Source organism: uncultured Kluyvera sp. (assembly GCF_902485085.1).
GTDB classification, from domain to species: Bacteria; Pseudomonadota; Gammaproteobacteria; order Enterobacterales; family Enterobacteriaceae; genus Kluyvera; species Kluyvera ascorbata.
In genome coordinates this window covers 1-25,176 of record NZ_CABTJS010000091.1, presented here as the reverse complement: position 1 = coordinate 25,176, position 25,176 = coordinate 1, and the positions used below count along the sequence as shown (strand labels likewise).

Here is a 25,176-nt window from a genome sequence, read left to right as displayed (position 1 = left end):
TAGGTTTGCTATCACGCGAAGCGATAAGCATAGAAAAAATAAGACATGTCAATTCCTTATGAATGTCATTAATTTATTATCTAAATAGTGCCGTTGCTGCAGATTTACTTCATGAATAAACCAAGGGTATAAATCATCTCTTAGCGCGAAGGGGTATTTTTAACACAGCTATTCAACTATCTCAATCCTGGGGGGTAAGAAATGCCGTGAGTGAAAATAATCATATTTGAATGTGTTATTAAATGGAGGGGGAATATAGATAGGGGGATTTAATGGGGAAATGAAAAAGGCGAATAACCGGAGTTATTCGCCTGATGAGGATTACTTCGAAATACGCTTGTACTTGATACGCTTCGGTTCCAGCGCATCTGCGCCCAGCGTGCGTTTCTTATACTCTTCGTATTCGGTAAAGTTACCTTCGAAGAATTCCACTTTACCTTCATCCTGGTAGTCCAGAATGTGGGTGGCGATACGGTCAAGGAACCAACGGTCGTGCGAGATAACCATCGCGCAGCCCGGGAACTCCAGCAGGGCGTTTTCCAGCGCGCGCAGGGTTTCGATATCCAGGTCGTTTGTTGGTTCATCAAGCAGCAGCATGTTGCCGCCAACCTGCAGCAGCTTCGCCAGGTGCAGACGACCGCGCTCACCGCCGGACAGCTCGCCTACGCGTTTGCCCTGGTCGACGCCTTTGAAGTTAAAGCGGCCCACGTACGCACGGCTTGGCATCTCGGTGTTGCCAACCTTCATGATATCCAGCCCGCCGGAAACTTCTTCCCATACGGTTTTGCTGTTATCCATCGCATCACGGAACTGGTCAACGGAGGCCAGCTTCACGGTTTCGCCCAGCGTGATGGTGCCGCTGTCAGGCTGTTCCTGACCGGACATCATACGGAACAGGGTGGATTTACCCGCGCCGTTCGGGCCGATGATACCAACGATAGCGCCTTTCGGTACGGAGAAGCTCAGATCGTCAATCAGTACGCGATCGCCGTAGGATTTACGCAGATTGCTCACTTCAACGACTTTATCGCCCAGACGTGCGCCAGGTGGGATAAACAGTTCGTTGGTTTCGTTACGCTTCTGGTATTCGGTATTGTTCAGCTCTTCAAAGCGTGCCAGACGGGCTTTACCCTTAGACTGACGGCCTTTCGCGCCCTGACGAACCCACTCCAGCTCTTTCTCAATGGACTTACGGCGAGCCGCTTCCTGAGAAGCTTCCTGAGCCAGACGCTGATCTTTCTGCTCCAGCCAGGAGGAGTAGTTACCTTCCCACGGAATACCTTCACCGCGGTCGAGTTCGAGGATCCAACCGGCAACGTTATCGAGGAAGTAACGGTCGTGGGTAATCGCCACAACGGTGCCTTCGAAGTCGTGCAGGAAGCGTTCCAGCCAGGCGACGGATTCCGCATCCAGGTGGTTAGTAGGTTCGTCGAGCAGCAGCATGTCTGGCTTTTCAAGCAGCAGACGGCACAGCGCGACGCGGCGGCGTTCACCACCGGAGAGTTTTTCGATTTTAGCGTCCCAGTCCGGCAGACGCAGCGCATCAGCGGCGCGCTCAAGCTGCACGTTCAGGTTATGACCGTCGTGCGCCTGGATAATTTCTTCGAACTTACCCTGCTGGGCAGCCAGCTTGTCGAAGTCGGCGTCTGGTTCAGCGTACTTGGCGTACACTTCGTCCAGGCCTTTCAGCGCGTTAACCACTTCGGCAACGGCTTCTTCAACGGATTCACGTACGGTATGTTCAGGGTTCAGCTTTGGTTCCTGCGGCAGGTAACCAATTTTGAGGCCCGGCTGCGGGCGAGCTTCACCTTCGATATCGGTATCGATACCGGCCATAATTTTCAGCAGGGTAGATTTACCCGCGCCGTTCAGGCCCAGAACACCGATTTTTGCGCCAGGGAAGAAGCTCAGCGAGATGTTTTTAAGAATATGACGTTTCGGCGGAACCACTTTGCCGACACGATGCATGGTATAAACGAATTGAGCCACGTGGACTTCGCCTCTTTTATAGTGATGAATAGAGTTTTTCAAAGGCGAAGTGTAGCTGTTTTCCCCGTCCAATCCCAGCAGGCAAATTCTGCTGTGTCGATGTCCCAATAAAACGTAAAAAAGTGTGCATTGCGTGGAACATTTCTTATTCAATGGTTAGCATCAATTGATTACGCGGCATGATGCTGTACTGACGTAACGTGACAACGAGGAAGAGCTTGTGCAAAAAGCCCAACAATTGACGTGGCGTCTGCTGGCCGCCGGTTTCTGTCTGCTGACTATCAGCAGCGTTGCCCGCGCCGATTCGCTGGATGAACAGCGCAATCGCTACGCGCAAATCAAGCAGGCCTGGGATAACGGCCAGATGGATGTCGTCGACCAACTGATGCCGACTCTACGTGATTACCCGCTGTACCCCTATCTGGAGTATCGCCAGCTGTCGGGCGATTTGATGAATATGCCGGCGCTGTCGGTGACCAACTTAGTGCAGGCGAACCCTACGCTTCCGCCTGCGCGCACTTTAAGAAACCGCTTCGTGAACGAGCTGGCCCGCCGGGAAGACTGGCGCGGGCTGCTGGCCTTCAGTCCGGAGAAGCCGGGAACGGTGGAAGCGCAGTGTAACTACTACTACGCCAGGTATTCTGTGGGGGATACTCAGGGCGCCTGGGACGGTGCGAAAACGCTGTGGCTGACGGGGCAGAACCGTCCGAACGCCTGCGATAAGCTGTTTGGTGCCTGGCGGGCTTCTGGCACTCAGGACCCGCTGGCCTATCTTGAACGTATTCGTCTGGCGATGCAGGCAGGTAATACCGGGCTGGTGAAGGCGCTTGCCTCGCAGATGCCGCCGGAATACCAGACCATCGCCTCGGCCATTACCGATCTCGCGAACAACCCTAACAACGTACTGACCTTCGCTCGCTCAACCGGTGCGACGGAATTTACTCGCCAGCTGGCAGCGGTCGCTTTCAGCAGCGTGGCGCGTCAGGACGTCGAAAATGCGCGTCTGATGATCCCGACGCTGGTACAGGCGCAGCAGCTTAACGAGGAACAAACGCAGGCGCTGCGCGATATCGTCGCCTGGCGCTTGATGGGCAATGACGTGACCGATGAGCTGGCGCGCTGGCGTGATGACGCCATCATGCGCTCGCAATCAACGTCGCTGGTTGAACGCCGCGTACGCATGGCGTTAGGCACGGGCGATCGCAGCGGGCTTAACACCTGGCTGGCGCGTTTACCGATGGAAGCCAAAGAGAAAGACGAGTGGCGCTACTGGCAGGCCGATCTGCTGATGGAGAGGGGCCGTGATGATGAAGCTCGTACCATTCTGCTCTCTTTAATGCAGCAACGCGGTTTTTATCCGATGGTCGCCGCGCAGCGTCTTGGTGAGCCGTATGCGTTGCGTATCGATAAAGCCCCAGGGGCTATCTCCTCCACGCTAACCGGCGGCGCGGAAATGGCGCGCGTGCGCGAGCTGATGTACTGGAACCAGGACAACACTGCACGCAGCGAATGGGCGAACCTGGTGAGCAGTCGCAGCCAGACCGAGCAGGCTCAACTGGCGCGCTACGCCTTTGACCAGCATTGGTGGGATCTCAGCGTGCAGGCGACCATTGCCGGTAAGCTGTGGGATAACCTGCAGGAGCGTTTCCCGTTAGCCTATAACGACCTGTTTGTGCGCTACACGTCGGGTAAAGATGTCCCTCAAAGCTATGCGATGGCGATTGCTCGCCAGGAGAGCGCGTGGAATCCGAAGGTGAAATCGCCGGTCGGGGCAAGCGGTCTGATGCAGATTATGCCGGGCACCGCGACCCACACGGTGAAGATGTTTAATCTGTCGGGCTACAGCAACCCTGCACAGCTGCTGGACCCGGAAACCAATATTAATATTGGTACCAGCTACCTGCAGTACGTTTATCAGCAGTTCGAGAACAACCGTATCTTTGCTTCGGCAGCCTATAACGCCGGGCCTGGACGCGTACGCACCTGGCTTGGCAACAGCGCGGGGCGTATTGATGCGGTGGCGTTTATCGAAAGCATCCCGTTCTCCGAAACCCGTGGCTACGTGAAGAATGTGCTGGCCTATGACGCTTATTATCGTCACTTTATGGGGCAGAAAGAGGATGTGCTTAGCAGCAATGAGTGGCAACGACGTTACTGATGCGTAAGACCTGTGTTATGCTTGTACTCGTTTAAGAGTACATGCATAACATGGTGGCCCGAGATGACCCAACAATCCCCTTATTCAGCCACGGTGGCTGAGCAGCGCAACCAGGAGTGGCTTCGCTTTGTGGAGCTTCTGCGTCTGGCGTATACCGATGAACTCGCGCTGCCGCTACTCAATCTGATAATAACCCCAGACGAACGTGAAGCGCTGGGAACTCGCGTGCGTATTATTGAAGAGCTGCTGCGCGGAGAGATGAGCCAGCGCGAGTTGAAAAACGAGCTCGGTGCGGGGATCGCGACGATCACGCGTGGATCCAACAGCCTGAAATCAGCGCCGGTAGAGCTGCGTCAGTGGCTGGAACAAACCCTGCCAAAAACCTAAGCCGCATCCGGTAATAGCGCGGCAATTACCGACGATACAGGTCGTTATGGAAGGGGCTGAGCGCCAGCACCACCGCCTGATGATACACGCTGCTGCGGGTGAGCACGCCCGCGGTGAACACGCCAATCGCGCCTTCTTTGTTGCCAATCTTATCAATGCCGGTGTACTTCGACATGACCGGTCCTAACGCTTCTCCAGCGCGTACCTGCTCAAGGATAGCCTCCGGCAGCGGCAGGGTGGCGGAGCGGGCTTCCCCACGCTGTTCACCACTCTCAATCACCACCCAGCTGAAGGTCGCGCCTTCGTCGATTCCCGCCTCAATGGCGACCCAAAAATCTGCGTTAGGATGGGCTTCACGTGCGTTAGCCACGCGGTTGCGTGCGCCTGCGCGCGTCTCAGGGCTACCGAACGGCTGCTCGGGGACACCGGTATCGACGGAAACCGGTGTGATTTGGCAGGATCCTTCACCAAAAATCTGGTCAAATGCGGCAAGAATAGCCTGAATTTTGGCAGGATTGGTGGTAGCAGCGACAACTTGATGCATAATCTACACAACTCAGCTAATAAAATGTCATCGCAGTATAACGGATAAAAAACATGTTACAGGTATATCTTGTTCGCCATGGCGAAACGCAGTGGAACGCCGAAAGGCGTATTCAAGGCCAGTCCGATAGCCCTCTGACGGCTAAAGGAGAGCAGCAGGCCGTCCAGGTCGGTGAGCGTGTACGCACCTACGGTATCACTCATGTCATTGCCAGCGATCTGGGCCGTACGCGTCGTACCGCCGAGATCATTGCGGATGCCTGCGGCTGCGGCGTGACGTTCGATGCGCGTCTGCGCGAGCTTGATATGGGCGTACTGGAGCAGCGTCATCTCGACTCGCTCAGCGCGGAAGAAGAAGCGTGGCGTCGGCTGGTGGTCAACGGTACGCCGGACGGACGTATTCCTGAAGGTGAGTCAATGCAGGAGCTGAGCGAGCGCATGCGTGCTGGGCTAAATGCCTGCCTCGACTTGCCGGCAGGTAGTCGACCGCTGCTGGTGAGCCATGGTATTGCGCTGGGTTGCCTGGTCAGCACTATCCTGGGTCTGCCTGCCCATGCGGAACGCCGCTTACGTCTGCGTAACTGCTCTATCTCACGAGTGGACTATCAGGAAAGTTTGTGGCTGGCGCCGGGCTGGATAGTTGAAACGGCAGGGGACATCTCACATCTGGACGCCCCTGCGTTGGATGAGTTACAGCGTTAGCGACGGATCGGAATCAGGTACTCGCAGCGTAGCATAATCGGCGGTTCCTGGTTCCGGGCTTCATCCTGCGGGAAGAAGCGCTCAATATCCTGGCCTTTGCGACGCGTCAGATTCAGCATCGGCATACAGGTGCCGTACAGGGTCAGAATAAACTCCTGCAGACCCGTTCCCAGCCCTTCATAGGTGAACATCACGTATTCGCCGCCTTCAAGGGTCACCGGATGCGCGTTGTGGATATGGCCATTCGCCAACTCTGGCGTCAACGCCGTGGTGTAGAACACCTCTTGTTCATCATCTTTTTCCAGGCTTGGGCGCGGCTCATGCATGCCGTATAAAATCGGCGGCAGAGACGGGGAGTTGCCGAGGAAATCGGTCCAGAACTGTATGCGCATTTGCTGGCGGAAATCGGAAATCTCTTCCAGCTTGCAGGTATAGCTCTGGGTGACACCCATCAGATGCGTGGTCGGCAACGTCACAAACTCGTACTTCGGCATCGTAAACTCACCCAGGCGCAGCGGCGGACGCATGCCGAACGAACTCCAGTCTGGAGAACGGCGATACAGCGCTGGCGTCAACGAGAACTGCTTTTTGAACGCACGGGTGAAGGTTTGCTGTGAATCGAAGCGATACTGCAAAGCGATATCAAGGATAGGGCGCGCAGTCAGGCGCAGCGCAACGGCTGATTTAGAGAGGCGGCGAGCGCGAATATATGCACCAATGGCATGGCCGGTAACGTCTTTGAACATACGTTGCAGGTGCCATTTGGAATAACCCGCTTTTGCTGCCACATTATCAAGCGATAAAGGCTGATCTAAATGTCCTTCCAGCCAAACGAGGAGGTCGCGAATAATCCCAGCTTGATCCATAAAATGCCCTCATCCTTAATTTCTTAGGTGCCTGTTACCAAAGTAGCGGATAATAGCATCTTTTGCTGTTTTAGCATTGAGTGTTTTTTTTGTGCATAAGTGCGTTTTTACATTAGAAATAGCGCTTATTTTTGTAATGCTGTGATCTTAAAACACTTTCCTGGTGGATGTTGAATAATTCATCAACGCAATTAACGAAAATGGTAACAATATGAAATACAAGAAATTAATGGCTGGCCTGTTGCTGGGCGTCTCCAGCCTGGGCGCTCACGCTGAGCAGATTGGTTCTGTTGATACGGTTTTCAAAATGTTTGGCCCCGATCATAAAATCGTGGTGGAAGCTTTTGACGATCCGGATGTCAAAAACGTGACCTGCTATGTCAGCCGTGCCAAGACTGGTGGCATCAAAGGCGGGTTAGGTCTGGCGGAAGATACTTCCGATGCCGCCATCTCCTGCCAGCAGGTTGGGCCGGTGGAGCTGAGCGATAAAATTAAGAACGGCAAAGCGGAAGGTGAGGTGGTCTTTAAGAAGCGCACGTCGCTGGTGTTTAAATCACTGCAGGTCGTTCGTTTTTACGATGCAAAACGTAACACGCTGGCCTACCTTGCCTATTCCGACAAGGTGGTTGATGGGTCGCCGAAAAATGCGATTAGTGCCGTACCTATCATGCCGTGGGCTGAAGTGCCGGCGGCGGCAAAATAAGGGTAAAAAAAACGGCGCTGAATGCGCCGTTTTGTTGTCTTATTCCTGCAGCTCGCCGCAGAAGCGGTAACCTTCGCCGTGGATAGTGGCGATGATTTCCGGGGTATCCGGCGTAGACTCGAAATGCTTACGGATGCGACGAATGGTGACGTCAACCGTACGGTCGTGTGGCTTAAGCTCACGGCCGGTCATTTTCTTCAGCAGTTCAGCACGAGACTGAATTTTGCCTGGATTTTCGCAGAAGTGCAGCATCGCGCGGAATTCGCTACGCGGCAGCTTGTACTGCTCACCGTTCGGGCTCACCAGAGAGCGACTGTTGATGTCCAGTTCCCAACCGTTGAACTTGTAGCTTTCAACGCTACGACGTTCTTCGCTGACGGTACCCAGGTTCATGGTACGGGACAGCAGGTTACGCGCACGGATGGTCAGTTCGCGTGGGTTGAACGGTTTGGTGATGTAATCATCTGCACCAATTTCCAGACCGAGGATCTTGTCGACTTCATTGTCGCGACCGGTCAGGAACATCAGGGCGACGTTCGCTTGTTCACGCAGTTCGCGCGCCAGCAGAAGGCCGTTTTTACCTGGCAGGTTGATATCCATGATCACCAGGTTGATATCATTTTCAGACAGGATCTGATGCATTTCCGCGCCATCGGTCGCTTCGAACACATCGTAGCCTTCTGCTTCGAAAATACTTTTTAACGTGTTGCGTGTTACCAACTCGTCTTCAACGATAAGAATGTGCGGGGTCTGCATGTTTGCTACCTAAATTGCCAACTAAATCGAAACAGGAAGTACCAATAGTCCCTGACCTGCCTGATGCATGTCGAAAATTAACATGATCGGCGTAACATGACTAAAGTACGTAATTGCGTTCTTGATGCACTTTCCATCAACGTCAACAACATCATTAGCTTGGTCGTGGGTACTCTTCCCTCTGGACCCGACAGTGTCAAAAACGGTTGTCATCCTAACCATTTTAACAGCAACATAACAGGTAAAGAGGCACCAGACCGCCAATAAACCTACGCTTCGTTGACATATATCAAGTTCAATTGTAGCACGTTAACAGTTTGGTGAAATCATCGCTCCGGAATGATAACGGCTATCACATTTTTTCCACAACTCAAGTAGTTGCACAGGTTAACTGATAAATTTGGTGAATCCAATTGTTATTGTTTTACGATAATCTAAATAGTTCGTATAAACATAGAGATATGCTGCTTCTGTTAACATTCTAAATTGATAATTTCACCCTGAATAGTTTAGCTTCTTTTATGTGTTGTGAAACATCATTTCAGTGATTTTTGTTGCAATTTTGTAAATTCGCGCTGCGCAATATGTTGAAGTACATCACATTATTGCCCGATAACAGGAAATTAAGAGAACTTTAAATGCGCTTATCTATTGTGCTGGTTTCTCCAGCAAGAGCCGAAAACATCGGCGCTGCCGCCCGAGCAATGAAGACGATGGGATTCCATGATTTACGTATCGTGGACAGCGTGGCACATCTTGAGCCCGCAACCCGATGGGTGGCTCACGGTTCGACTGATATCATTGATGGCATCACGTGTTACCCGACGCTGGCAGAAGCGCTGCACGACGTGGACTTCACCGTCGCCACCACCGCCCGCAGCCGCGCACGCTTTCACTACTACGCGACGCCGCAGGAACTGCTGCCGATGCTTGAAGAAAAAGCACAGTGGATGGGGCACGCCGCGCTGGTGTTTGGCCGCGAAGATTCCGGGCTGACCAACGAAGAACTGGCGCTGGCTGATGTGCTGACCGGCGTACCGATGGTGGCAGATTACCCTTCGTTAAATCTGGGGCAGGCGGTGATGGTTTATTGTTATCAGCTCTCCTCGCTGTTACAAACCGCGAACCCGACGACAACGGAAGGTGACGAGAATCAGCTGATTGCGTTAAGGGCCCGTGTCACCGCTTTGCTTGCACGCCTGGATGTCGCCGGAGATGTAAAAATGGCTGACTGGCTGCAACAGCGTATTGGCTTACTAACGCATCGCGATACGGCAATGTTGCATCGTTTGCTGCATGATATTGAAAAAAATATGCCAGAGTAAAATTCTGTCATCGTGTTTACGTATGGTGTTATACCCCAACATTTTGCTTAACTTATGGCTGTTGTGGTGGTTTATCGGTAGTTGTCTGGGCTGATGTGAAGTGGTTGCGGAACGTGACGAAGTTAAAAATTCATTGACTTAGATGGACAGATACTTTAACCAATATAGGTATACAGACAGAGAAATAACAGAGCACACAACATCCATGATTCGCATCAGCAGCATTATGACCATTACCACCACCACTATTACCACAGGTAACGGTGCGGGCTGACGCGTACAGGAAACACAAAAAAAAGCCCGCACCTAAACAGTGCGGGCTTTTTTTTCGACTAGTGATCAAGGGGTAAAACCATGCGAGTCTTGAAGTTCGGCGGTACATCAGTGGCAAATGCGGAGCGATTCCTGCGCGTTGCCGATATCCTGGAAAGCAACGCCAGGCAGGGGCAGGTAGCAACCGTGCTCTCTGCCCCGGCAAAAATCACCAACCACCTCGTGGCGATGATTGAAAAAACCATTGGTGGCCAGGATGCGCTGACCAATATCGCCGATGCCGAACGAATCTTTGCTGAACTGCTTCAGGGACTCGCTAATGCCCAGCCCGGTTTTCCACTCGCCGACCTGAAAGCTGCCGTTGAGCTGGAGTTCTCCCAGATTAAGCACATCCTGCACGGCATCAGCCTGCTGGGTCAGTGCCCGGATAGCGTCAACGCGGGGCTTATCTGCCGCGGTGAAAAGCTGTCGATTGCTATCATGGCTGGCCTGCTGAGTGCCCGCGGCCATAAGGTGACCGTGATTAATCCGGTCGAAAAACTGCTGGCCGTTGGCCACTACCTTGAATCTACTGTCGATATTACTGAATCTACCCGTCGTATCGTGGCAAGCCAGATCCCATCCGATCACATGGTGCTGATGGCAGGCTTTACCGCCGGCAACGAGAAGGGCGAACTGGTGGTGCTGGGGCGTAACGGCTCCGACTACTCCGCTGCCGTGCTGGCCGCCTGTTTGCGCGCCGACTGTTGTGAAATCTGGACCGACGTCGACGGTGTCTACACCTGTGACCCGCGCCAGGTACCGGACGCGCGTTTACTGAAGAGCATGTCGTATCAGGAAGCGATGGAGCTTTCCTACTTCGGTGCCAAAGTTCTTCACCCTCGCACCATTGCCCCTATCGCCCAGTTCCAGATCCCTTGCCTGATTAAAAATACCGGTAATCCTCAAGCACCCGGTACGCTTATCGGCGCCAGCAGCGACGATGATTCATTGCCAGTGAAGGGGATCTCTAACCTCAATAACATGGCGATGTTTAACGTCTCTGGTCCTGGCATGAAGGGCATGGTTGGCATGGCGGCGCGCGTGTTTGCGACCATGTCTCGCGCCGGGATCTCGGTGGTACTGATTACCCAATCTTCTTCCGAATACAGCATCAGCTTCTGCGTGCCGCAGAGCGACTGCGCGCGGGCGAAGAAGGCGATGGAAGATGAGTTCTATCTGGAGCTGAAAGAAGAGCTGCTGGAACCGCTGGCCATCATGGAGCGTTTGGCGATCATCTCCGTCGTCGGCGACGGTATGCGTACGCTGCGCGGCATCTCGGCAAAATTCTTTGCCGCACTGGCTCGCGCCAATATCAATATCGTAGCGATTGCTCAGGGCTCGTCCGAGCGTTCTATCTCGGTTGTGGTGAATAACGACGACGCGACCACCGGCGTGCGAGTCACTCATCAGATGCTGTTTAACACCGACCAGGTGATTGAAGTGTTCCTGGTGGGCGTGGGTGGAGTGGGTGGCGCGCTGCTGGAGCAGATCAAACGCCAGCAGGCGTGGCTGAAGAAAAAACATATCGACCTGCGCGTGTGCGGCGTGGCGAACTCCCGTGCGCTGCTCACCAGCGTGCATGGCCTGAATCTTGAAAACTGGGAAGCCGAACTGGCGGAAGCCAAAGAGCCGTTCAACCTTGGCCGTCTGATTCGCCTGGTGAAAGAGTATCACCTGCTGAACCCGGTTATTGTCGACTGTACCTCAAGCCAGGCGGTGGCGGATCAATACGCTGACTTCCTGCGCGAAGGGTTCCACGTGGTGACGCCGAATAAAAAGGCCAACACCTCGTCGATGGATTACTATCATCAGCTGCGTCATGCTGCCGGGCTTTCACGCCGTAAATTCCTCTACGACACCAACGTCGGTGCAGGCCTGCCGGTCATTGAAAACCTGCAAAACCTGCTGAACGCGGGTGACGAACTGCAGCACTTCTCCGGGATCCTTTCTGGTTCACTGTCGTTTATTTTCGGCAAGCTGGATGAAGGCATGAGCATGTCCGAAGCCACGGCGCTGGCGCGCGGAATGGGCTATACCGAACCGGACCCACGTGACGATCTGTCCGGGATGGACGTGGCGCGCAAGCTGCTCATTCTGGCGCGTGAAACTGGGCGTCATCTGGAACTCAGTGATATTGTGGTTGAATCCGTACTGCCAGAGAGCTTTGATGCTTCGGGCGATGCCGAAAGCTTTATGGCACGTCTGCCGCAGCTGGACGATGAATATTCCGCTCGCGTGGCGAAAGCGCGTGATGAAGGCAAAGTGCTGCGCTATGTTGGCAACATCGAAGAAGACGGCGTTTGCCGGGTGAAAGTGGCCGCCGTAGACGGCAACGACCCGCTGTATAAAATCAAAAATGGCGAGAACGCGCTGGCGTTCTACAGCCGCTACTATCAACCGCTTCCGCTGGTGCTGCGCGGCTATGGCGCAGGCAACGATGTGACGGCAGCAGGGGTATTTGCTGACCTTCTGCGTACGCTGTCATGGAAGTTAGGAGTTTAACATGGTTAAGGTTTATGCCCCGGCTTCCAGTGCCAATATGAGCGTCGGGTTTGATGTACTGGGTGCCGCTGTGACGCCGATTGACGGCAGTCTGCTGGGCGATAACGTATCGGTTGAGGCGGCAGACCGCTTCAGCCTGCAAAATCTGGGGCGCTTTGCGGATAAACTGCCGAGCGACCCGCATGAAAACATCGTCTACCAATGCTGGGAACGCTACTGCCAGGAAATTGGCAAGAGCGTGCCGGTGGCGATGACGCTGGAAAAAAATATGCCGATCGGCTCGGGTCTGGGTTCCAGCGCCTGTTCCGTGGTCGCCGCGCTGGTGGCGATGAACGAATTCTGCGGTAAGCCGCTGGATGAAACCCGCATGCTGGCGCTGATGGGCGAGCTGGAAGGGCGTATCTCCGGCAGCGTGCACTACGATAACGTTGCACCGTGCTATCTGGGCGGTATGCAACTGATGATTGAAGAGAACGACATCATCAGCCAGCAGGTACCGTGCTTCGATGATTGGCTTTGGGTGTTGGCCTATCCGGGTATTAAAGTCTCGACGGCGGAAGCGCGGGCCATTTTGCCTGCTCAGTATCGTCGTCAGGACTGTATTGCGCATGGCCGCCATCTGGCAGGCTTTATTCACGCCTGCTACTCCCGTCAGCCTCAACTGGCGGCGAAACTGATGAAAGACGTGATTGCTGAGCCGTACCGTACCAAACTGCTGCCGGGCTTTAACGAAGCGCGTCAGGCGGTTGCCGGTATTGGCGCTATTTCCTGCGGTATCTCCGGTTCCGGGCCAACGCTGTTTGCCCTGTGCGATAAAACCGAGACGGCGCAGCGCGTGGCGGACTGGCTTGGCCAGCATTATCTGCAAAATCAAGAAGGCTTCGTTCATATTTGCCGGCTGGACACAGCGGGCGCACGAGTAGTGGGATAACCGATGAAACTCTATAACTTAAAAGATCACAATGAGCAGGTCAGCTTTGCGCAGGCTGTGACTCAAGGGCTTGGCAAACACCAGGGGCTGTTTTTCCCGCATGATCTGCCGGAATTCAACCTGACCGACATTGATGACCTGCTGACCCAGGACTTCGTCACCCGTAGCGCGAAGATCCTCTCCGCGTTCATCGGCGATGAAATCCCACAGGCCGAGCTGGCTGCGCGTATCGGGAAAGCGTTCACCTTCCCGGCACCGGTAAACCAGGTACAGGAAGACGTAGGTTGTCTGGAGCTGTTCCACGGTCCGACTCTGGCGTTTAAAGACTTCGGCGGCCGCTTTATGGCGCAGATGTTGACCCTTATCGCGGGCGAAAAGCCGGTGACCATCCTGACAGCCACCTCAGGTGATACCGGCGCAGCCGTGGCACACGCTTTCTACGGCTTGCCGAATGTTAAAGTGGTTATCCTGTATCCGCGCGGCAAAATCAGCCCATTGCAGGAAAAACTGTTCTGTACCCTGGGTGGCAACATTGAAACCGTCGCCATTGACGGTGACTTCGATGCCTGTCAGGCGCTGGTTAAACAGGCCTTCGATGACGAAGAACTGAAGGTTGCGCTGGGTCTGAACTCCGCCAATTCCATCAACATCAGTCGTCTGCTGGCGCAGATTTGTTACTACTTCGAAGCGGTAGCGCAGCTGCCGCAGGAAGCGCGCAACCAGCTGGTGATTTCCGTTCCAAGCGGCAACTTTGGCGACCTGACTGCAGGTCTGCTGGCGAAGTCGCTGGGCCTGCCGGTGAAGCGCTTTATTGCGGCGACCAATGCCAACGACACCGTGCCACGCTTCCTGCAGGACGGCAAATGGGCGCCGAAGGCCACTCAGGCCACGCTGTCGAACGCCATGGACGTGAGCCAACCGAACAACTGGCCGCGCGTAGAAGAGCTCTTCCGTCGCAAAATCTGGCGTCTGAACGAGCTGGGCTATGCGGCGGTGGATGATGAAACCACCAAAGCGACCATGCGCGAATTGCAGGGGCTGGGCTATACCTCTGAGCCGCATGCGGCCATTGCCTATCGCGCACTGCGTGACCAGCTACAGCCTGGCGAGTACGGCCTGTTCCTTGGCACCGCGCATCCGGCGAAGTTTAAAGAGAGCGTTGAAGAGATTCTGGGTGAAACGCTGCCGCTGCCAAAAGCGCTGGCGGACCGCGCCGACCTGCCGCTGTTATCGCATAATCTGCCGGCTGACTATGCAGAATTGCGTAAGCTGATGATGAGCAAGGCGTAATGTCTCCGTTTCCCCTTTCTAAGCGAAGGGGGAAATAGGGAGAAATTATGCAGAGATGTGGTAGGGAAAAAGGAGAAATTCCCAATAAATGCGGGCGTTCAGAATATAGGATTGCGGAGAATAACAAGCTGGTATTTACCAAAGTAATCTTTATTCATCAGCCATATTGGCGAATGATGAATAAAGGAGTTACCTATGTTAAAACCTGCGATGTTAGCACTGGCAATGCTATTGGCAGCTCCGGTTATGACACAGGCCGCAGAGATTACGCTGCTGCCTGCTGTGACGCTGCAAATTGGCGACCAGGATAATCACGGCAACTATTGGGATGGCGGACACTGGCGTGACCATAGCTGGTGGAAGGATCACTATGAATGGCGCGACAACCGCTGGCATGCTCACACGCCACCGCCGCCGCACTATGATAACCGCGGCCACGACGATCATCACGGCGATCGCCATGACGGTTGGGATCACAACGATCGTGGGCATGGCGACGATCGCGGTCACGGGGACGATCATCGCCCGCCACCGCAGAATAACCATCACTAACCTGTAGGCCGGATAAGGCAACGCCGCCATCCGGCAATCGCTGCCGATCCGCCTGATGGCGCTTCGCTTATCAGGCCTACGGGTTTATTACTGCTCGTGGCGTTTGAAGACCAGTTCTTCGGCGCTCGAGTTTTCCGCATCGAAGAAATACCCTTCGCTATTGAACCCGGTCAGCTGCTCCGGCTTGCTCAGACGGTTTTCAATGATGTATCGGCTCATCAGCCCGCGCGCTTTTTTGGCGTAGAAGCTGATGACCTTGAATTTGCCATTCTTCTCGTCGAGGAATACTGGCTTAATAATGCGGCCTGCAAGCGCCTTCGGTTTCACCGAGCGGAAGTATTCATCCGAGGCCAGATTAATCACCACGTCGTCGCCCTGTGCTTCCAGCGCCGCGTTCAGCGTGTTGGTGATTTCATCCCCCCAGAACTGGTAGAGATCTTTGCCGCGTGGGTTTTCGAGGCGAATGCCCATTTCCAGACGATAAGGCTGCATCAGATCCAGCGGGCGCAGTACGCCGTACAGGCCTGAGAGCATCCGCAGGTGTTGCTGCGCAAAATCGAAGTCCGCTTCGCTGAAGGTTTCCGCTTGCAGCCCGGTATAGACATCGCCCTTAAACGCCAGAATGGCCTGACGCGCGTTATCGGGCGTGAAGTCCGGATGCCAATCGTGGAAGCGCGTCGCGTTGAGGTCAGCGAGTTTGTCGCTAATGCCCATCAGCGCCTTTATCTGCGGTGCGGAGAGCTTACGCGCTTCGCGGATAAGCTGCTGGGAGTGCTCCAGCAGCGCGGGCTGGGTAAAGCGTTTGGTGGTCAGCTCGCTTTGGTAATCGAGCGTTTTGGCCGGGGAAATCAGAATCAGCATATCCAGTCCTTGCAGAAAATTTCACTCAACTTTAACAAAAAAACGGCGCAAAGCGATCGATTGCTGTCATTGGCGCGGGGGGTGATCCCAGCTATCTGGTGCCAGCTGCTGAGCGATTTCCGGGTAATAATCGGGGTCAAATACCGGCGTGACGCCGAGCTTACGCTGGCGTAGATAGTCCAGCGCGATAATGCGCACCACCGGTGAGAGCAACAGAATCGCCGTCAGATTGGTGATGGCCATTAGAGCCATAATCACGTCTGCCATTTGCCAGACCACTGGTAGCTTCAGCAGGCTGCCCAACACCACCATCGATAGCGTCGCGATGCGCAGTAGCCAGATTGCCCATGGTTTATCCCAGCGTAAAAAGATTAGGTTGTTCTCGGCGTAAATGTAGTTTGCCACGATGGAGGTAAAAGCGAACAACATTATCACAACGGCGACAAAGCTGGCACCCCAGTCCCCAACCAGCACACTCATGGCGTGCTGGATGAGCTGTATGCCGCCATAGCTGGTGGTTTTGGTGCCATGGCCGGCCAGCAGGACCACCATGGCGCTGGCGCTACAGATAACGATGGTATCAATCAGCACGCCAATCATCTGCACAATCCCTTGTGCCGCCGGATGAGGTGGAAATGATGCGGCGGCTGCGGCGGCATTCGGCGTTGAGCCCATACCGGCTTCGTTAGAGAACATGCTGCGCTGAAAGCCGCTGGTGATGGCCTGGCTCACGGTGTAGCCAGCCGCGCCAGCCGCCGCTTCCTGCCAGCCAAAAGCGCTGCGGATAATCAGATTGATAATGGAAGGTAGTTCGACAATGTGCCAGAGGGTAATCAGCAGGCACGTCAGCACCCACAGCATTGCCATAAAGGGCACCAGCCACTGGCTTAAACGTGCGGCCCCTTTCAGCCCGCGCGTAATCACCAGCAACGCGAGGAGCGCCATGACCACACCGGTCACGCCGCCGGACACGTTGAAGGCATACTGCAACGCGTGCGCCGTGGAGTTAGCCTGGACGGTATTAAAGATTAATCCGTAGGCCGCCAGTAGAAAGAGCGAGAAGAGCACGCCCATCCAGCGCATTCCCAGCCCTCGAGACATATACCACGCTGGACCGCCGCGGAACTGACCTTTGGCATCGCGCTCTTTGTAGAGCTGGGCAAGCGAGCACTCCGCAAAGCTGCTGGCCATACCGATAATAGCCGCAATCCACATCCAGAACACTGCGCCGGGGCCGCCGACGGTTATCGCCAACGCGACGCCTGCCAGGTTGCCGCTGCCGACACGAGCCGCGAGACTGATACAGAGTACCTGGAAAGAGGTGAGTCCACCTGCGCGCGGTGTCAGGCTTCTTTTCAGACTTTTGCTAAACTGACGGATGTAGCGAAACTGGATGTAGCCGGTTCTCCAGGTGAACCATATGCCGCACCCGAGGAGTAGGTAAATCATTACCGAACCCCACAGTATCTCGCTAATAAAAGACAGGAAATCAGGCATTAAACGTCCTCTTGTCTATGCCGAAATTGGTGGCTGTTTACGGGAAGAACACGTTCCTTCGCACGATTCGATTCAGCCAATGTAAGCGTTACCAATTTTTGGGCGAAGAATCTCAACCCGTAAAGTTTGATGCTTCAGTTTATCATACTCTGCGGTCTGGTGATGTCGGCGGTTGCGCTGAGGTCGGGGCGTGATATTATCGAGGCAGACCGGTTACATCCCCCTAACAGCTGTTTAAAGAGAAACACTATCATGACGGATAAATTGACATCTCTGCGTCAGTACACAACCGTAGTGGCTGACACCGGAGACATCGCAGCAATGAAGCTGTATCAGCCTCAGGATGCGACAACCAACCCTTCCCTGATTCTGGGCGCCGCACAGATCCCTGAATACCGCAAACTGATTGACGATGCGGTTGAGTGGGCGCGTAGCCAGAGCAGCGACCGTGCTCAGCAGGTTGTAGATGCAACGGACAAACTGGCCGTAAATATCGGTCTGGAAATTCTGAAACTGGTCCCGGGCCGTATCTCTACTGAAGTTGATGCGCGTCTTTCTTACGACACCGATGCGTCCATCGCGAAAGCGAAACGTCTGATCAAGATGTATAACGATGCTGGTATCAGCAACGATCGTATCCTGATCAAACTGGCTTCTACCTGGCAGGGTATCCGCGCGGCGGAGCAGCTGGAAAAAGAAGGCATCAACTGTAACCTGACGCTGCTGTTCTCCTTCGCTCAGGCTCGTGCTTGTGCTGAAGCTGGCGTGTTCCTGATCTCCCCGTTCGTGGGACGTATTCTGGATTGGTACAAAGCCAATACCGATAAGAAAGAGTACGCACCAGCGGAAGATCCAGGCGTGGTTTCCGTTAGCGAAATCTACCAGTACTACAAACAGCACGGTTACGAGACTGTCGTTATGGGCGCAAGCTTCCGTAACATCGGCGAGATCCTGGAACTGGCTGGCTGTGACCGCCTGACCATCGCTCCTGCGCTGCTCAAAGAACTGGCAGAAAGCGAAGGTGCTCTGGAGCGTAAACTCTCCTACACCGGCGAAGTGAAAGCGCGCCCAAGCCGCATCACTGAGTCCGAGTTCCTGTGGCAGCACAACCAGGATCCGATGGCGGTAGATAAACTGGCGGAAGGTATCCGTAAGTTTGCAATCGATCAGGAAAAACTGGAAAAAATGATCGGCGACCTGCTGTAATTCAGCCTGTCAGCCTGACAACAGCCCGCTTCTCTAAAGAGAGCGGGCTGTTTTTTTATTAATGTTGAAGGGCGGTGAGTTCTTCTGCGCTTACGCCGGTCATGTCGATAATATCGGCCGCTGGAATCCCTTTTTCGAGCATTGCCCGCGCAATTTTACGCGACGTTTCGCGCTCTCCGGTCTGGATACCTTGCTGTAGACCCTGTTGTATTCCCTGTTGTATCCCTTCGATGCGTCCTTCCTGCTTTAGCTGCTCTGCTAATGTCATGAGTTCGTCTCCATACTGTGGTGCGTGCTGCGCCATTTCGTACAGCAATGTGCGGGCATCCTGTGCTTCTCCCGCCTGAAGCATGTAGTTTACCAGCGCAATGACCTGTTGTCCGCTGATGTGGTTTCGGGTTAATAACCCGGCAAGTTTGTCGAGAAATAGTGTGAGGTCGCGCTGACGGATAACCCGTTTGGGGTCTTAGTATTGCCACCCATTCGCGTGTATTATTCTGCTTAACGCTACGGTTTTAACGGAATAATCATGAACACTTTACGCATTGGCTTAGTTTCTATCTCTGACCGCGCTTCCAGCGGCGTTTATCAGGACAAAGGCATTCCAGCACTGGAAGAGTGGCTGGCGTCCGCGCTGACGACCCCTTTTAAAGTGGAAACTCGCCTGATCCCTGATGAGCAAACCATCATTGAGCAAACCCTGTGTGAGCTGGTGGATGAGATGAGCTGCCATCTGGTGCTGACCACCGGCGGTACTGGCCCGGCGCGGCGCGATGTTACCCCTGACGCGACGCTGGCGATTGCCGACCGCGTGATGCCGGGCTTTGGTGAGCAGATGCGCCAGGTGAGCCTGCACTTTGTTCCAACCGCGATTCTTTCCCGTCAGGTAGGCGTGATTCGCAAGCAGGCGCTGATCCTCAACCTGCCGGGCCAGCCAAAAGCGATTCAGGAGACGCTGGAAGGGGTGAAAGACGCTGACGGTAAGGTGCTGGTGAACGGTATCTTTGCAAGTGTACCGTATTGTGTACAGTTGCTGGAAGGGCCTTATATTGAGACGAACAGCGATGTCGTAGCAGCATTTCGCCCTAAGAGCGCACGACGCGAGACTTTATCCTGAATGTGATGCTTTTCTGACATAACCTATCATTCCTCTGGAGTGCGATAGGGTTTACGGTATAGTCATTTTTGCTTTACACAAATCGTAAACTTATATCAACAGCTTCACTTTGCGAATGGTTTGTTATGTCACATTACACGCGACCTCTGAATCGACAAGATTATAAAACGCTGACGCTGGCGGCCTTAGGTGGCGCGCTGGAGTTTTATGATTTCATCATTTTCGTCTTCTTCGCCGCCGTCGTTGGAGAGCTTTTCTTCCCAGCCGACATTCCTGAGTGGCTGCGCCAGGTGCAGACTTTTGGCATCTTTGCCGCAGGCTACCTGGCTCGCCCGCTGGGTGGCATCATCATGGCGCATTTCGGCGATCTGGTCGGGCGCAAAAAGATGTTTACCCTTAGCATTTTGCTGATGGCGGTGCCGACGCTGGCGATTGGCCTGCTGCCAACCTTTGCCACCGCAGGGCTGGCCGCACCGCTGCTGCTGCTGTTGATGCGTATTTTGCAGGGCGCGGCAATCGGTGGGGAAGTGCCGGGGGCGTGGGTATTTGTCGCAGAACATGTGCCCGCACGTCGCATCGGTATTGCCTGTGGCACGCTGACGGCCGGGCTGACGGTCGGGATCCTGCTGGGCTCGGTGGTGGCAACGCTGATTAACACCCAGCTCTCCGCGCAGGCCATTCATGACGGCGGCTGGCGTATTCCATTCCTGCTGGGCGGTATTTTCGGCCTGGTGGCGATGTACCTGCGCCGCTGGTTGCAGGAAACGCCTATCTTCCTTGAGATGCAGCAGCGTAAAGCGCTGGCGCAAGAGCTGCCGATTAAATCCGTTGTCCTCAAGCACAAGCAGGCGGTGGTGGTCTCGATGCTGCTGACCTGGCTGCTGTCGGCGGGCATCGTGGTGGTTATTCTGATGTCGCCGGTCTGGCTGCAAAAGCAGTATGGTTTTGCCCCCGCGCTGACCTTACAGGCCAATAGCGTGGCGACGATTATGCTCTGCGTTGGCTGCCTGCTGGCAGGGTTGATTGTTGACCGCGTCGGAGCCAGCAAAACCTTTATCGTTGGCAGCATTCTGCTCGCCTGCTCAAGCTGGTTCTTCTATCATCTTGCGGGAACGCATCCTGAACAGCTATTCCTGCTCTACGGGCTGGTTGGGCTTTGCGTGGGCGTGGTCGGCGCGGTACCGTACGTGATGGTGCGCGCCTTCCCGGCGGAAGTGCGTTTTACCGGGATTTCCTTCTCCTACAACGTCTCCTACGCCATCTTCGGTGGCCTGACGCCGATTGCCGTCACCATGCTGATGGGCGTATCGCCGATGGCTCCGGCCTGGTACGTACTGGCGTTGTCGTTGATGGGCCTTGGGCTTGGCATCTGGCTGCGTAAAGAGATTCCTGCTGCAAGCCGCAGCCCGGCCGAGGCGTAAACCAACGCCGGGGTCTCGCGACGCTAACCCCGGCGTCGCGTGCGCTAGCGAATAATCGTCACGTCTTTAAACGTAAACCGTTTTTTCTGCCCCGCCTCCTGATAGCCGATACGAATAAAGACACGCAAATCTTCCAGCCAGGCGTAATCGCTGCTCATGGCTCTGCCATCGCCTCGATCATCGGTGCAGATAAGCTCAATATAACGTCCCTTGAAAGCCTCGTTCAGCGTTGAGGCATCGCGCCACGGGCCCTCTACGCGACAATCCTGGCTTTTGGATTTGCTGTTCTCCGGGTTGGCGTCATCTCGCAGCACGGCATGCCAGCGGTACGGCTGGCCAACCTTCGGCATCGCGCTAAAGTTGGTTTCCAGCTTCTGGGCGATAAGCGGGCTGTTTTTCATCGAATCCCACTGCTTCAGGTCGACGATATTGAATAACCGGTGGTACTGGCTGTAGAAGGTCACCCCTTTGAGCACCAGCGTATCGAGCATTAAAGTGCTGCCGTCTGGCAGCCTGTCGATGCGAGTCTTACCGTTGATATCGGCATCGCCCGGCCATACTGGCGTAAAGGTGAGGCGGGAAAACGCCGGTGCATTACTGCCGTTATTCAATATCCCCTTCACGGTCTTGCTCACCGTTTCCGGCAGCGGGTAGCGGGCTAAGACGCTCGGATCGTTGTGCTCGAAATCGGGAATTGCCCGCGGGGCATCGGCCTCGGTTTTCTGCCGGGCAACCAATGCGCCGCTGCCGGTAAACTGGTTGAGATCCTGTAAGGCGCACAGTTTTGTCATCGGCGCGATAAGCGAAGAGGGGAGCGACGAGAAGGGCGCCTCTGCCGGGATGGCGTTGTCGGTAACGACGGCGGAATTCAGCGAGAATGTGCGCTCAACGCGTGCCTGTTGGTTATCGCAATTAACCTGCATCTGGCTGATTTTAAAGTCATAGGGGGCATCGTATTGCTTTTCGCGATGGATCTGCGCGTAATCCGTGCCGACGCGCAGGTTAAGCATATTGCCCTGACGATGACTGTTACTGAGATCGATAAGCATCTGATCGCCGTTCTTATCCGCCGCGGCGAGCCCTACCCAGCGAGGCTTTGCGACGTTCTGCTTGCAGACGTTCAGAGCCGGATCGGTACTCATCAGGCTATCGGCGTCGGGCTCGAAAGGCACGCCGGGAATATAGCGGGCGAACGAGTTACCGCCGTAGGCGCGGAGATGACTTCCGGTCAGGGTGTGCAAATTCATATACAGCAGCGTTTTTGTCTGGGTCTGGCAATCAACGTTCAGCCAAAGATTATTTTGCGATCCCTCTGACATCGTAATGCGATAAACGGTATTGATGCTGTCACCGACGCGTACGGTGTTTGCCTTGTCCCAATCAACGCTTCTGACTTCAGGCGTCGACAGCGCATGGGCGCTAGCAGACAGCAGGACTCCACTGGCCAGAATCAGGGGGGAAACAGAGGCGAGGCGCATCATCAATAATCCTTTTTATCATTAGAAGTTATTGAAAATAGCGCAAATAGTGAGGAAACGATAACCCCAGGATCGGTAGTTTGCAGATAAAAAAAACGCCGGACAGACCGGCGCTTTTCAGGATGACGCGAGGATTAGTGCTTTTCACCAATCGGCAGTACGGTGCGACCGAACTGCTCGTTCAGTACTTCACCCATTGCCAGGTAAATGGCGCTTGCGCCACAGATCAGGCCAACCCAGCCAGCAACGTGGATAATCGCTTCGTTGCCGTTGATGTTGCCAATTGCCAGCAGGGCGAACAGAACCGTCAGGCTCAGGAACACGAACTGCAGCATGCGTGCGGCTTTCAGCGTACCGAAGAACATGAACAGCGTGAACACGCCCCACAGGCCCAGGTAGGCGCCGAGGAACTGCGCGTTAGGCGCGTCGGACAGACCCATCTTCGGCAGCAGCAGAATGGCAACCAGCGTCAGCCAGAAAGAGCCGTAAGAGGTGAATGCGGTCAGACCGAAAGTATTCCCTTTTTTGTATTCCAGCAGGCCCGCGAAAATCTGCGCGATACCACCGTAAAAAATACCCATTGCGAGAATAATACCGTCGAAAGCAAAGAAACCCGCATTATGCAGGTTTAACAGAATGGTGGTCATGCCGAAGCCCATCAGGCCCAGCGGTGCCGGGTTAGCCAACTTAGTGTTGCCCATAATTCCTCAAATCATCATTGAATGGTGAAGTTCTTTCCCCATATACGGGGGCGCGGCATGATAATCATGGGCAAACCGGCTGTCTATGATCTGAACGGGGGAAAATGAAATATTTTCTCCCGCAGAGGTCGATTAACCGGCGCGTTGCAGAGCAGCTTTAGCAATAACTCGACGCAGGCAGGCGATACGCAATACCGCTGGAATCGTGACACGATAAGCGCTTCCGCTGACGGCCTTCACGCCGTTTACCGCAGCACCCACCGGGCCGCCAAGACCTGCGCCGCGCATCAGGCCGTGACCAATCACGCTGACGGCCGCATGTTTGTGCAGGATATGACTCAGCTGTTCACCCAACAGATGTTCAATACCGTGATCCAGACGATGATGGTCGATAAGGTGCGAAAGCAGAGCTTCGAGCTCCATGACCTTTAGCTCAACGGCAGCATGAAAACGTGCTTTCTGCTCATCGTTCATGCGCTTCCAGGCGTTGCGAACAAACTGTTCCAGCAGTAGTTTTTCGATGGCTGGCGTCGGCATGGCTTTGTCGGTTTTAAGGCCCAGGCGTTTGGCCACATCGCGCAGAATTTCGCGGTACAGCTTGCCATGACCGCGAATCTGGTTGGCGATACTGTCGCCGCCAAAGTGCTGGAATTCACCGGCAATCAGCTGCCAGTTGCGACGATGCTGCTCCGGATGCCCGTCCATCGACATATAGAGTTCGTTATGCAGCAGGGTGCTGGACAGGCGACGTTTACCTTTTTCATTGTGCGTCAGCAGCTGTGCAAGATTAGCCAACTGCTCTTCACTGCAGTGCTGAAGAAAAACGAGGTCTTCGTCATTCAGGTATGAAACTTTCATTGAGGTTATCGCTTCGCAGGGGGGGGTTAGTCGTCGCCGATGATTTTTAAAGAGGCCATATCGGAAGAGTTCACGGTATGCCCAGAAAAGGTGATTTTGGCGACGCAGCGTTTATTGTCGTTATCGCTGTTGATATTGATCCAATCGGTCGTGCTTCCTTCTTTCAGGGAGGAAGGCACATTCAGGCTCTGGCTGCTGCTACGTGCGGCTTTGAAGTAGACGGATGCGCCGCTGAGTTCGGCATCACCGCGATCCACGGTCAGCTTGATGCGCTTGACGACACGGCAAACCGGCAGCTTGAGCGTCAGATCGTTGGTTTCATTACGGGGTAAAGCAATGACGCCCAGCGTTTTATGATCGTTCGCGTAGGCGGAAGAGGCCAGCATCAGGCCGAAAGCCAGGCTCGCAGAGACGTTTAATAATGTTTTCATTTTATTCCTTACCGGATTGACCCTTTGACAACATCAAAGGCAAACGCGAATTTTATCCCTCTCCGATATGGCTTTCTGCGCTCAATCATTTCAACTTATGACAATAATTGACTGAATATATTGATGTTTTTATATATTTAATTTGAATGGTTTGAGTGAGAAAGAGGGAAATACGCTCGGGCGAAAACCGCACTGAATGAAAAAATTTTACGGTTGCCCCTTGATGGATGACGTTGCGACCCCATCTTGTAGTCAACCGCAGTGAGTGAGTCTGAAAAAAAACGATTCAGGGCAGTTGAAACCGAAGGTTTCGCCCTTATTACAGATTCACAACCACATGTTGACTGAATTTTTAGTGGAGACGTTTAGATGGGTAAAATTATTGGTATCGACCTGGGTACTACCAACTCTTGTGTAGCGATTATGGATGGCACTACCGCTCGCGTTCTGGAGAACGCCGAAGGCGACCGCACCACGCCTTCTATCATTGCTTATACCCAGGATGGTGAAACTCTGGTTGGTCAGCCGGCTAAACGTCAGGCAGTGACAAACCCGCAAAACACCCTGTTTGCGATTAAACGCCTGAT

Annotated in this window: 25 protein-coding genes, 1 pseudogene and 1 other annotated feature; of the genes and pseudogenes, 15 read left to right on the top strand and 11 right to left on the bottom strand. The window is 54.3% G+C overall.

What is annotated here, in order from left to right; translation table 11 throughout:
- Positions 1-321: 321 nt before the first annotated feature.
- The gene (ettA, locus tag RDN66_RS10610; protein WP_035894572.1) at positions 322-1,989 is read right to left on the bottom strand and encodes an energy-dependent translational throttle protein EttA; all 1,668 of its coding nucleotides are present in this window, start codon (positions 1,987-1,989) and stop codon (positions 322-324) included.
- A 220-nt stretch (positions 1,990-2,209) separates the two neighbouring features.
- Between ettA and sltY the strand changes: the two genes are divergently transcribed.
- On the top strand, positions 2,210-4,147 hold the full coding sequence (sltY, locus tag RDN66_RS10605) for a murein transglycosylase (RefSeq protein ID WP_308537840.1): 1,938 nt from the start codon (positions 2,210-2,212) through the stop codon (positions 4,145-4,147).
- 63 nt (positions 4,148-4,210) lie between these two features.
- A complete protein-coding gene (gene trpR, locus RDN66_RS10600; RefSeq protein ID WP_308537839.1) occupies positions 4,211-4,534 on the top strand; it encodes a trp operon repressor in 324 nt (107 codons plus the stop codon).
- 25 nt (positions 4,535-4,559) lie between these two features.
- Here trpR and yjjX read toward each other — a convergent pair whose 3' ends face one another.
- Complete coding sequence (gene yjjX, locus RDN66_RS10595) at positions 4,560-5,078, bottom strand: inosine/xanthosine triphosphatase (RefSeq protein ID WP_035894575.1); 519 nt, start codon at positions 5,076-5,078, stop codon at positions 4,560-4,562.
- A gap of 53 nt (positions 5,079-5,131) precedes the next feature.
- On the opposite strand from yjjX, the gene gpmB reads away from it, so the two are divergent.
- Positions 5,132-5,779: a 2,3-diphosphoglycerate-dependent phosphoglycerate mutase GpmB gene (gene gpmB / locus RDN66_RS10590; protein ID WP_035894576.1), complete on the top strand. Its 648-nt coding sequence runs from the start codon at positions 5,132-5,134 to the stop codon at positions 5,777-5,779.
- Here the strand turns inward: gpmB and robA are convergent.
- The gene (gene robA, locus RDN66_RS10585) at positions 5,776-6,645 is read right to left on the bottom strand and encodes an MDR efflux pump AcrAB transcriptional activator RobA (protein WP_035894577.1); all 870 of its coding nucleotides are present in this window, start codon (positions 6,643-6,645) and stop codon (positions 5,776-5,778) included. The two genes, gpmB and robA, sit on opposite strands and share 4 nt — an antisense overlap.
- A gap of 211 nt (positions 6,646-6,856) precedes the next feature.
- Between robA and creA the strand changes: the two genes are divergently transcribed.
- A complete protein-coding gene (creA, locus tag RDN66_RS10580) occupies positions 6,857-7,348 on the top strand; it encodes a protein CreA (protein ID WP_035894578.1) in 492 nt (163 codons plus the stop codon).
- A gap of 39 nt (positions 7,349-7,387) precedes the next feature.
- On the opposite strand, the gene arcA is transcribed toward creA, so the two are convergent.
- Positions 7,388-8,104, bottom strand: a complete 717-nt coding sequence (gene arcA / locus RDN66_RS10575; protein ID WP_015966004.1) for a two-component system response regulator ArcA — start codon at positions 8,102-8,104, stop codon at positions 7,388-7,390.
- Positions 8,105-8,200: 96 nt separating this feature from the next.
- Here arcA and yjjY point away from each other — a divergent pair.
- The 7 genes and pseudogenes from yjjY (at position 8,201) to RDN66_RS10545 (ending at position 15,019) form a co-directional block, all read left to right on the top strand.
- Positions 8,201-8,342: pseudogene (gene yjjY, locus RDN66_RS10570) on the top strand (protein YjjY).
- Positions 8,343-8,742: 400 nt separating this feature from the next.
- On the top strand, positions 8,743-9,429 hold the full coding sequence (locus RDN66_RS10565) for a tRNA/rRNA methyltransferase (RefSeq protein WP_202216533.1): 687 nt from the start codon (positions 8,743-8,745) through the stop codon (positions 9,427-9,429).
- 142 nt (positions 9,430-9,571) lie between these two features.
- Complete coding sequence (gene thrL, locus RDN66_RS24290) at positions 9,572-9,703, top strand: thr operon leader peptide (RefSeq protein WP_072011395.1); 132 nt, start codon at positions 9,572-9,574, stop codon at positions 9,701-9,703.
- Positions 9,642-9,759: a sequence feature (Thr leader region), on the top strand. It overlaps the preceding gene by 62 nt.
- A 24-nt stretch (positions 9,760-9,783) precedes the next feature.
- Positions 9,784-12,246: a bifunctional aspartate kinase/homoserine dehydrogenase I gene (gene thrA, locus RDN66_RS10560; protein ID WP_308537838.1), complete on the top strand. Its 2,463-nt coding sequence runs from the start codon at positions 9,784-9,786 to the stop codon at positions 12,244-12,246.
- Position 12,247: 1 nt separating this feature from the next.
- Entirely contained in the window at positions 12,248-13,177 is a 930-nt protein-coding gene (gene thrB / locus RDN66_RS10555) for a homoserine kinase (protein WP_035896205.1), read from the top strand.
- A gap of 3 nt (positions 13,178-13,180) precedes the next feature.
- Entirely contained in the window at positions 13,181-14,467 is a 1,287-nt protein-coding gene (gene thrC, locus RDN66_RS10550; protein WP_202216531.1) for a threonine synthase, read from the top strand.
- Between the two features lie 195 nt (positions 14,468-14,662).
- Complete coding sequence (locus RDN66_RS10545; RefSeq protein WP_035896208.1) at positions 14,663-15,019, top strand: DUF2502 domain-containing protein; 357 nt, start codon at positions 14,663-14,665, stop codon at positions 15,017-15,019.
- A gap of 87 nt (positions 15,020-15,106) precedes the next feature.
- On the opposite strand, the gene yaaA is transcribed toward RDN66_RS10545, so the two are convergent.
- Both yaaA and RDN66_RS10535 read right to left on the bottom strand, forming a co-directional pair.
- Complete coding sequence (gene yaaA / locus RDN66_RS10540; protein ID WP_202216530.1) at positions 15,107-15,880, bottom strand: peroxide stress protein YaaA; 774 nt, start codon at positions 15,878-15,880, stop codon at positions 15,107-15,109.
- A 66-nt stretch (positions 15,881-15,946) separates the two neighbouring features.
- On the bottom strand, positions 15,947-17,377 hold the full coding sequence (locus RDN66_RS10535) for a sodium:alanine symporter family protein (RefSeq protein WP_202216529.1): 1,431 nt from the start codon (positions 17,375-17,377) through the stop codon (positions 15,947-15,949).
- A 252-nt stretch (positions 17,378-17,629) separates the two neighbouring features.
- On the opposite strand from RDN66_RS10535, the gene tal reads away from it, so the two are divergent.
- Complete coding sequence (tal, locus tag RDN66_RS10530; protein ID WP_035896212.1) at positions 17,630-18,583, top strand: transaldolase; 954 nt, start codon at positions 17,630-17,632, stop codon at positions 18,581-18,583.
- 58 nt (positions 18,584-18,641) lie between these two features.
- On the opposite strand, the gene RDN66_RS10525 is transcribed toward tal, so the two are convergent.
- Positions 18,642-19,034 carry an Rpn family recombination-promoting nuclease/putative transposase gene (locus RDN66_RS10525; protein WP_202218166.1) on the bottom strand — a complete coding sequence of 131 codons (393 nt, stop codon included), beginning with the start codon at positions 19,032-19,034 and terminating at the stop codon, positions 18,642-18,644.
- A gap of 78 nt (positions 19,035-19,112) precedes the next feature.
- Here RDN66_RS10525 and mog point away from each other — a divergent pair, with 78 nt between their 5' ends.
- Both mog and RDN66_RS10515 read left to right on the top strand, forming a co-directional pair.
- The gene (gene mog, locus RDN66_RS10520) at positions 19,113-19,700 is read left to right on the top strand and encodes a molybdopterin adenylyltransferase (protein ID WP_035896213.1); all 588 of its coding nucleotides are present in this window, start codon (positions 19,113-19,115) and stop codon (positions 19,698-19,700) included.
- A 125-nt stretch (positions 19,701-19,825) separates the two neighbouring features.
- Entirely contained in the window at positions 19,826-21,121 is a 1,296-nt protein-coding gene (locus RDN66_RS10515) for an MFS transporter (protein WP_123651512.1), read from the top strand.
- A gap of 44 nt (positions 21,122-21,165) precedes the next feature.
- On the opposite strand, the gene RDN66_RS10510 is transcribed toward RDN66_RS10515, so the two are convergent.
- The 4 genes from RDN66_RS10510 to RDN66_RS10495 all read right to left on the bottom strand — a co-directional run bounded on the left by RDN66_RS10510 (position 21,166) and on the right by RDN66_RS10495 (position 24,589).
- Positions 21,166-22,602, bottom strand: coding sequence for a hypothetical protein (locus RDN66_RS10510; RefSeq protein ID WP_202216528.1), 1,437 nt, complete (start codon positions 22,600-22,602; stop codon positions 21,166-21,168).
- Positions 22,603-22,733: 131 nt separating this feature from the next.
- Complete coding sequence (gene satP, locus RDN66_RS10505) at positions 22,734-23,300, bottom strand: acetate uptake transporter (protein ID WP_202216527.1); 567 nt, start codon at positions 23,298-23,300, stop codon at positions 22,734-22,736.
- A 132-nt stretch (positions 23,301-23,432) separates the two neighbouring features.
- Complete coding sequence (msyB, locus tag RDN66_RS10500; RefSeq protein WP_035896218.1) at positions 23,433-24,158, bottom strand: acidic protein MsyB; 726 nt, start codon at positions 24,156-24,158, stop codon at positions 23,433-23,435.
- Between the two features lie 26 nt (positions 24,159-24,184).
- Positions 24,185-24,589 (bottom strand): DUF2541 family protein, encoded by a 405-nt coding sequence (locus tag RDN66_RS10495; RefSeq protein WP_035896219.1) that lies wholly within the window; start codon positions 24,587-24,589, stop codon positions 24,185-24,187.
- A gap of 369 nt (positions 24,590-24,958) precedes the next feature.
- Between RDN66_RS10495 and RDN66_RS10490 the strand changes: the two genes are divergently transcribed.
- The coding region (locus tag RDN66_RS10490; RefSeq protein WP_227516617.1) for an Hsp70 family protein at positions 24,959-25,176 on the top strand (218 nt) is incomplete at its 3' end.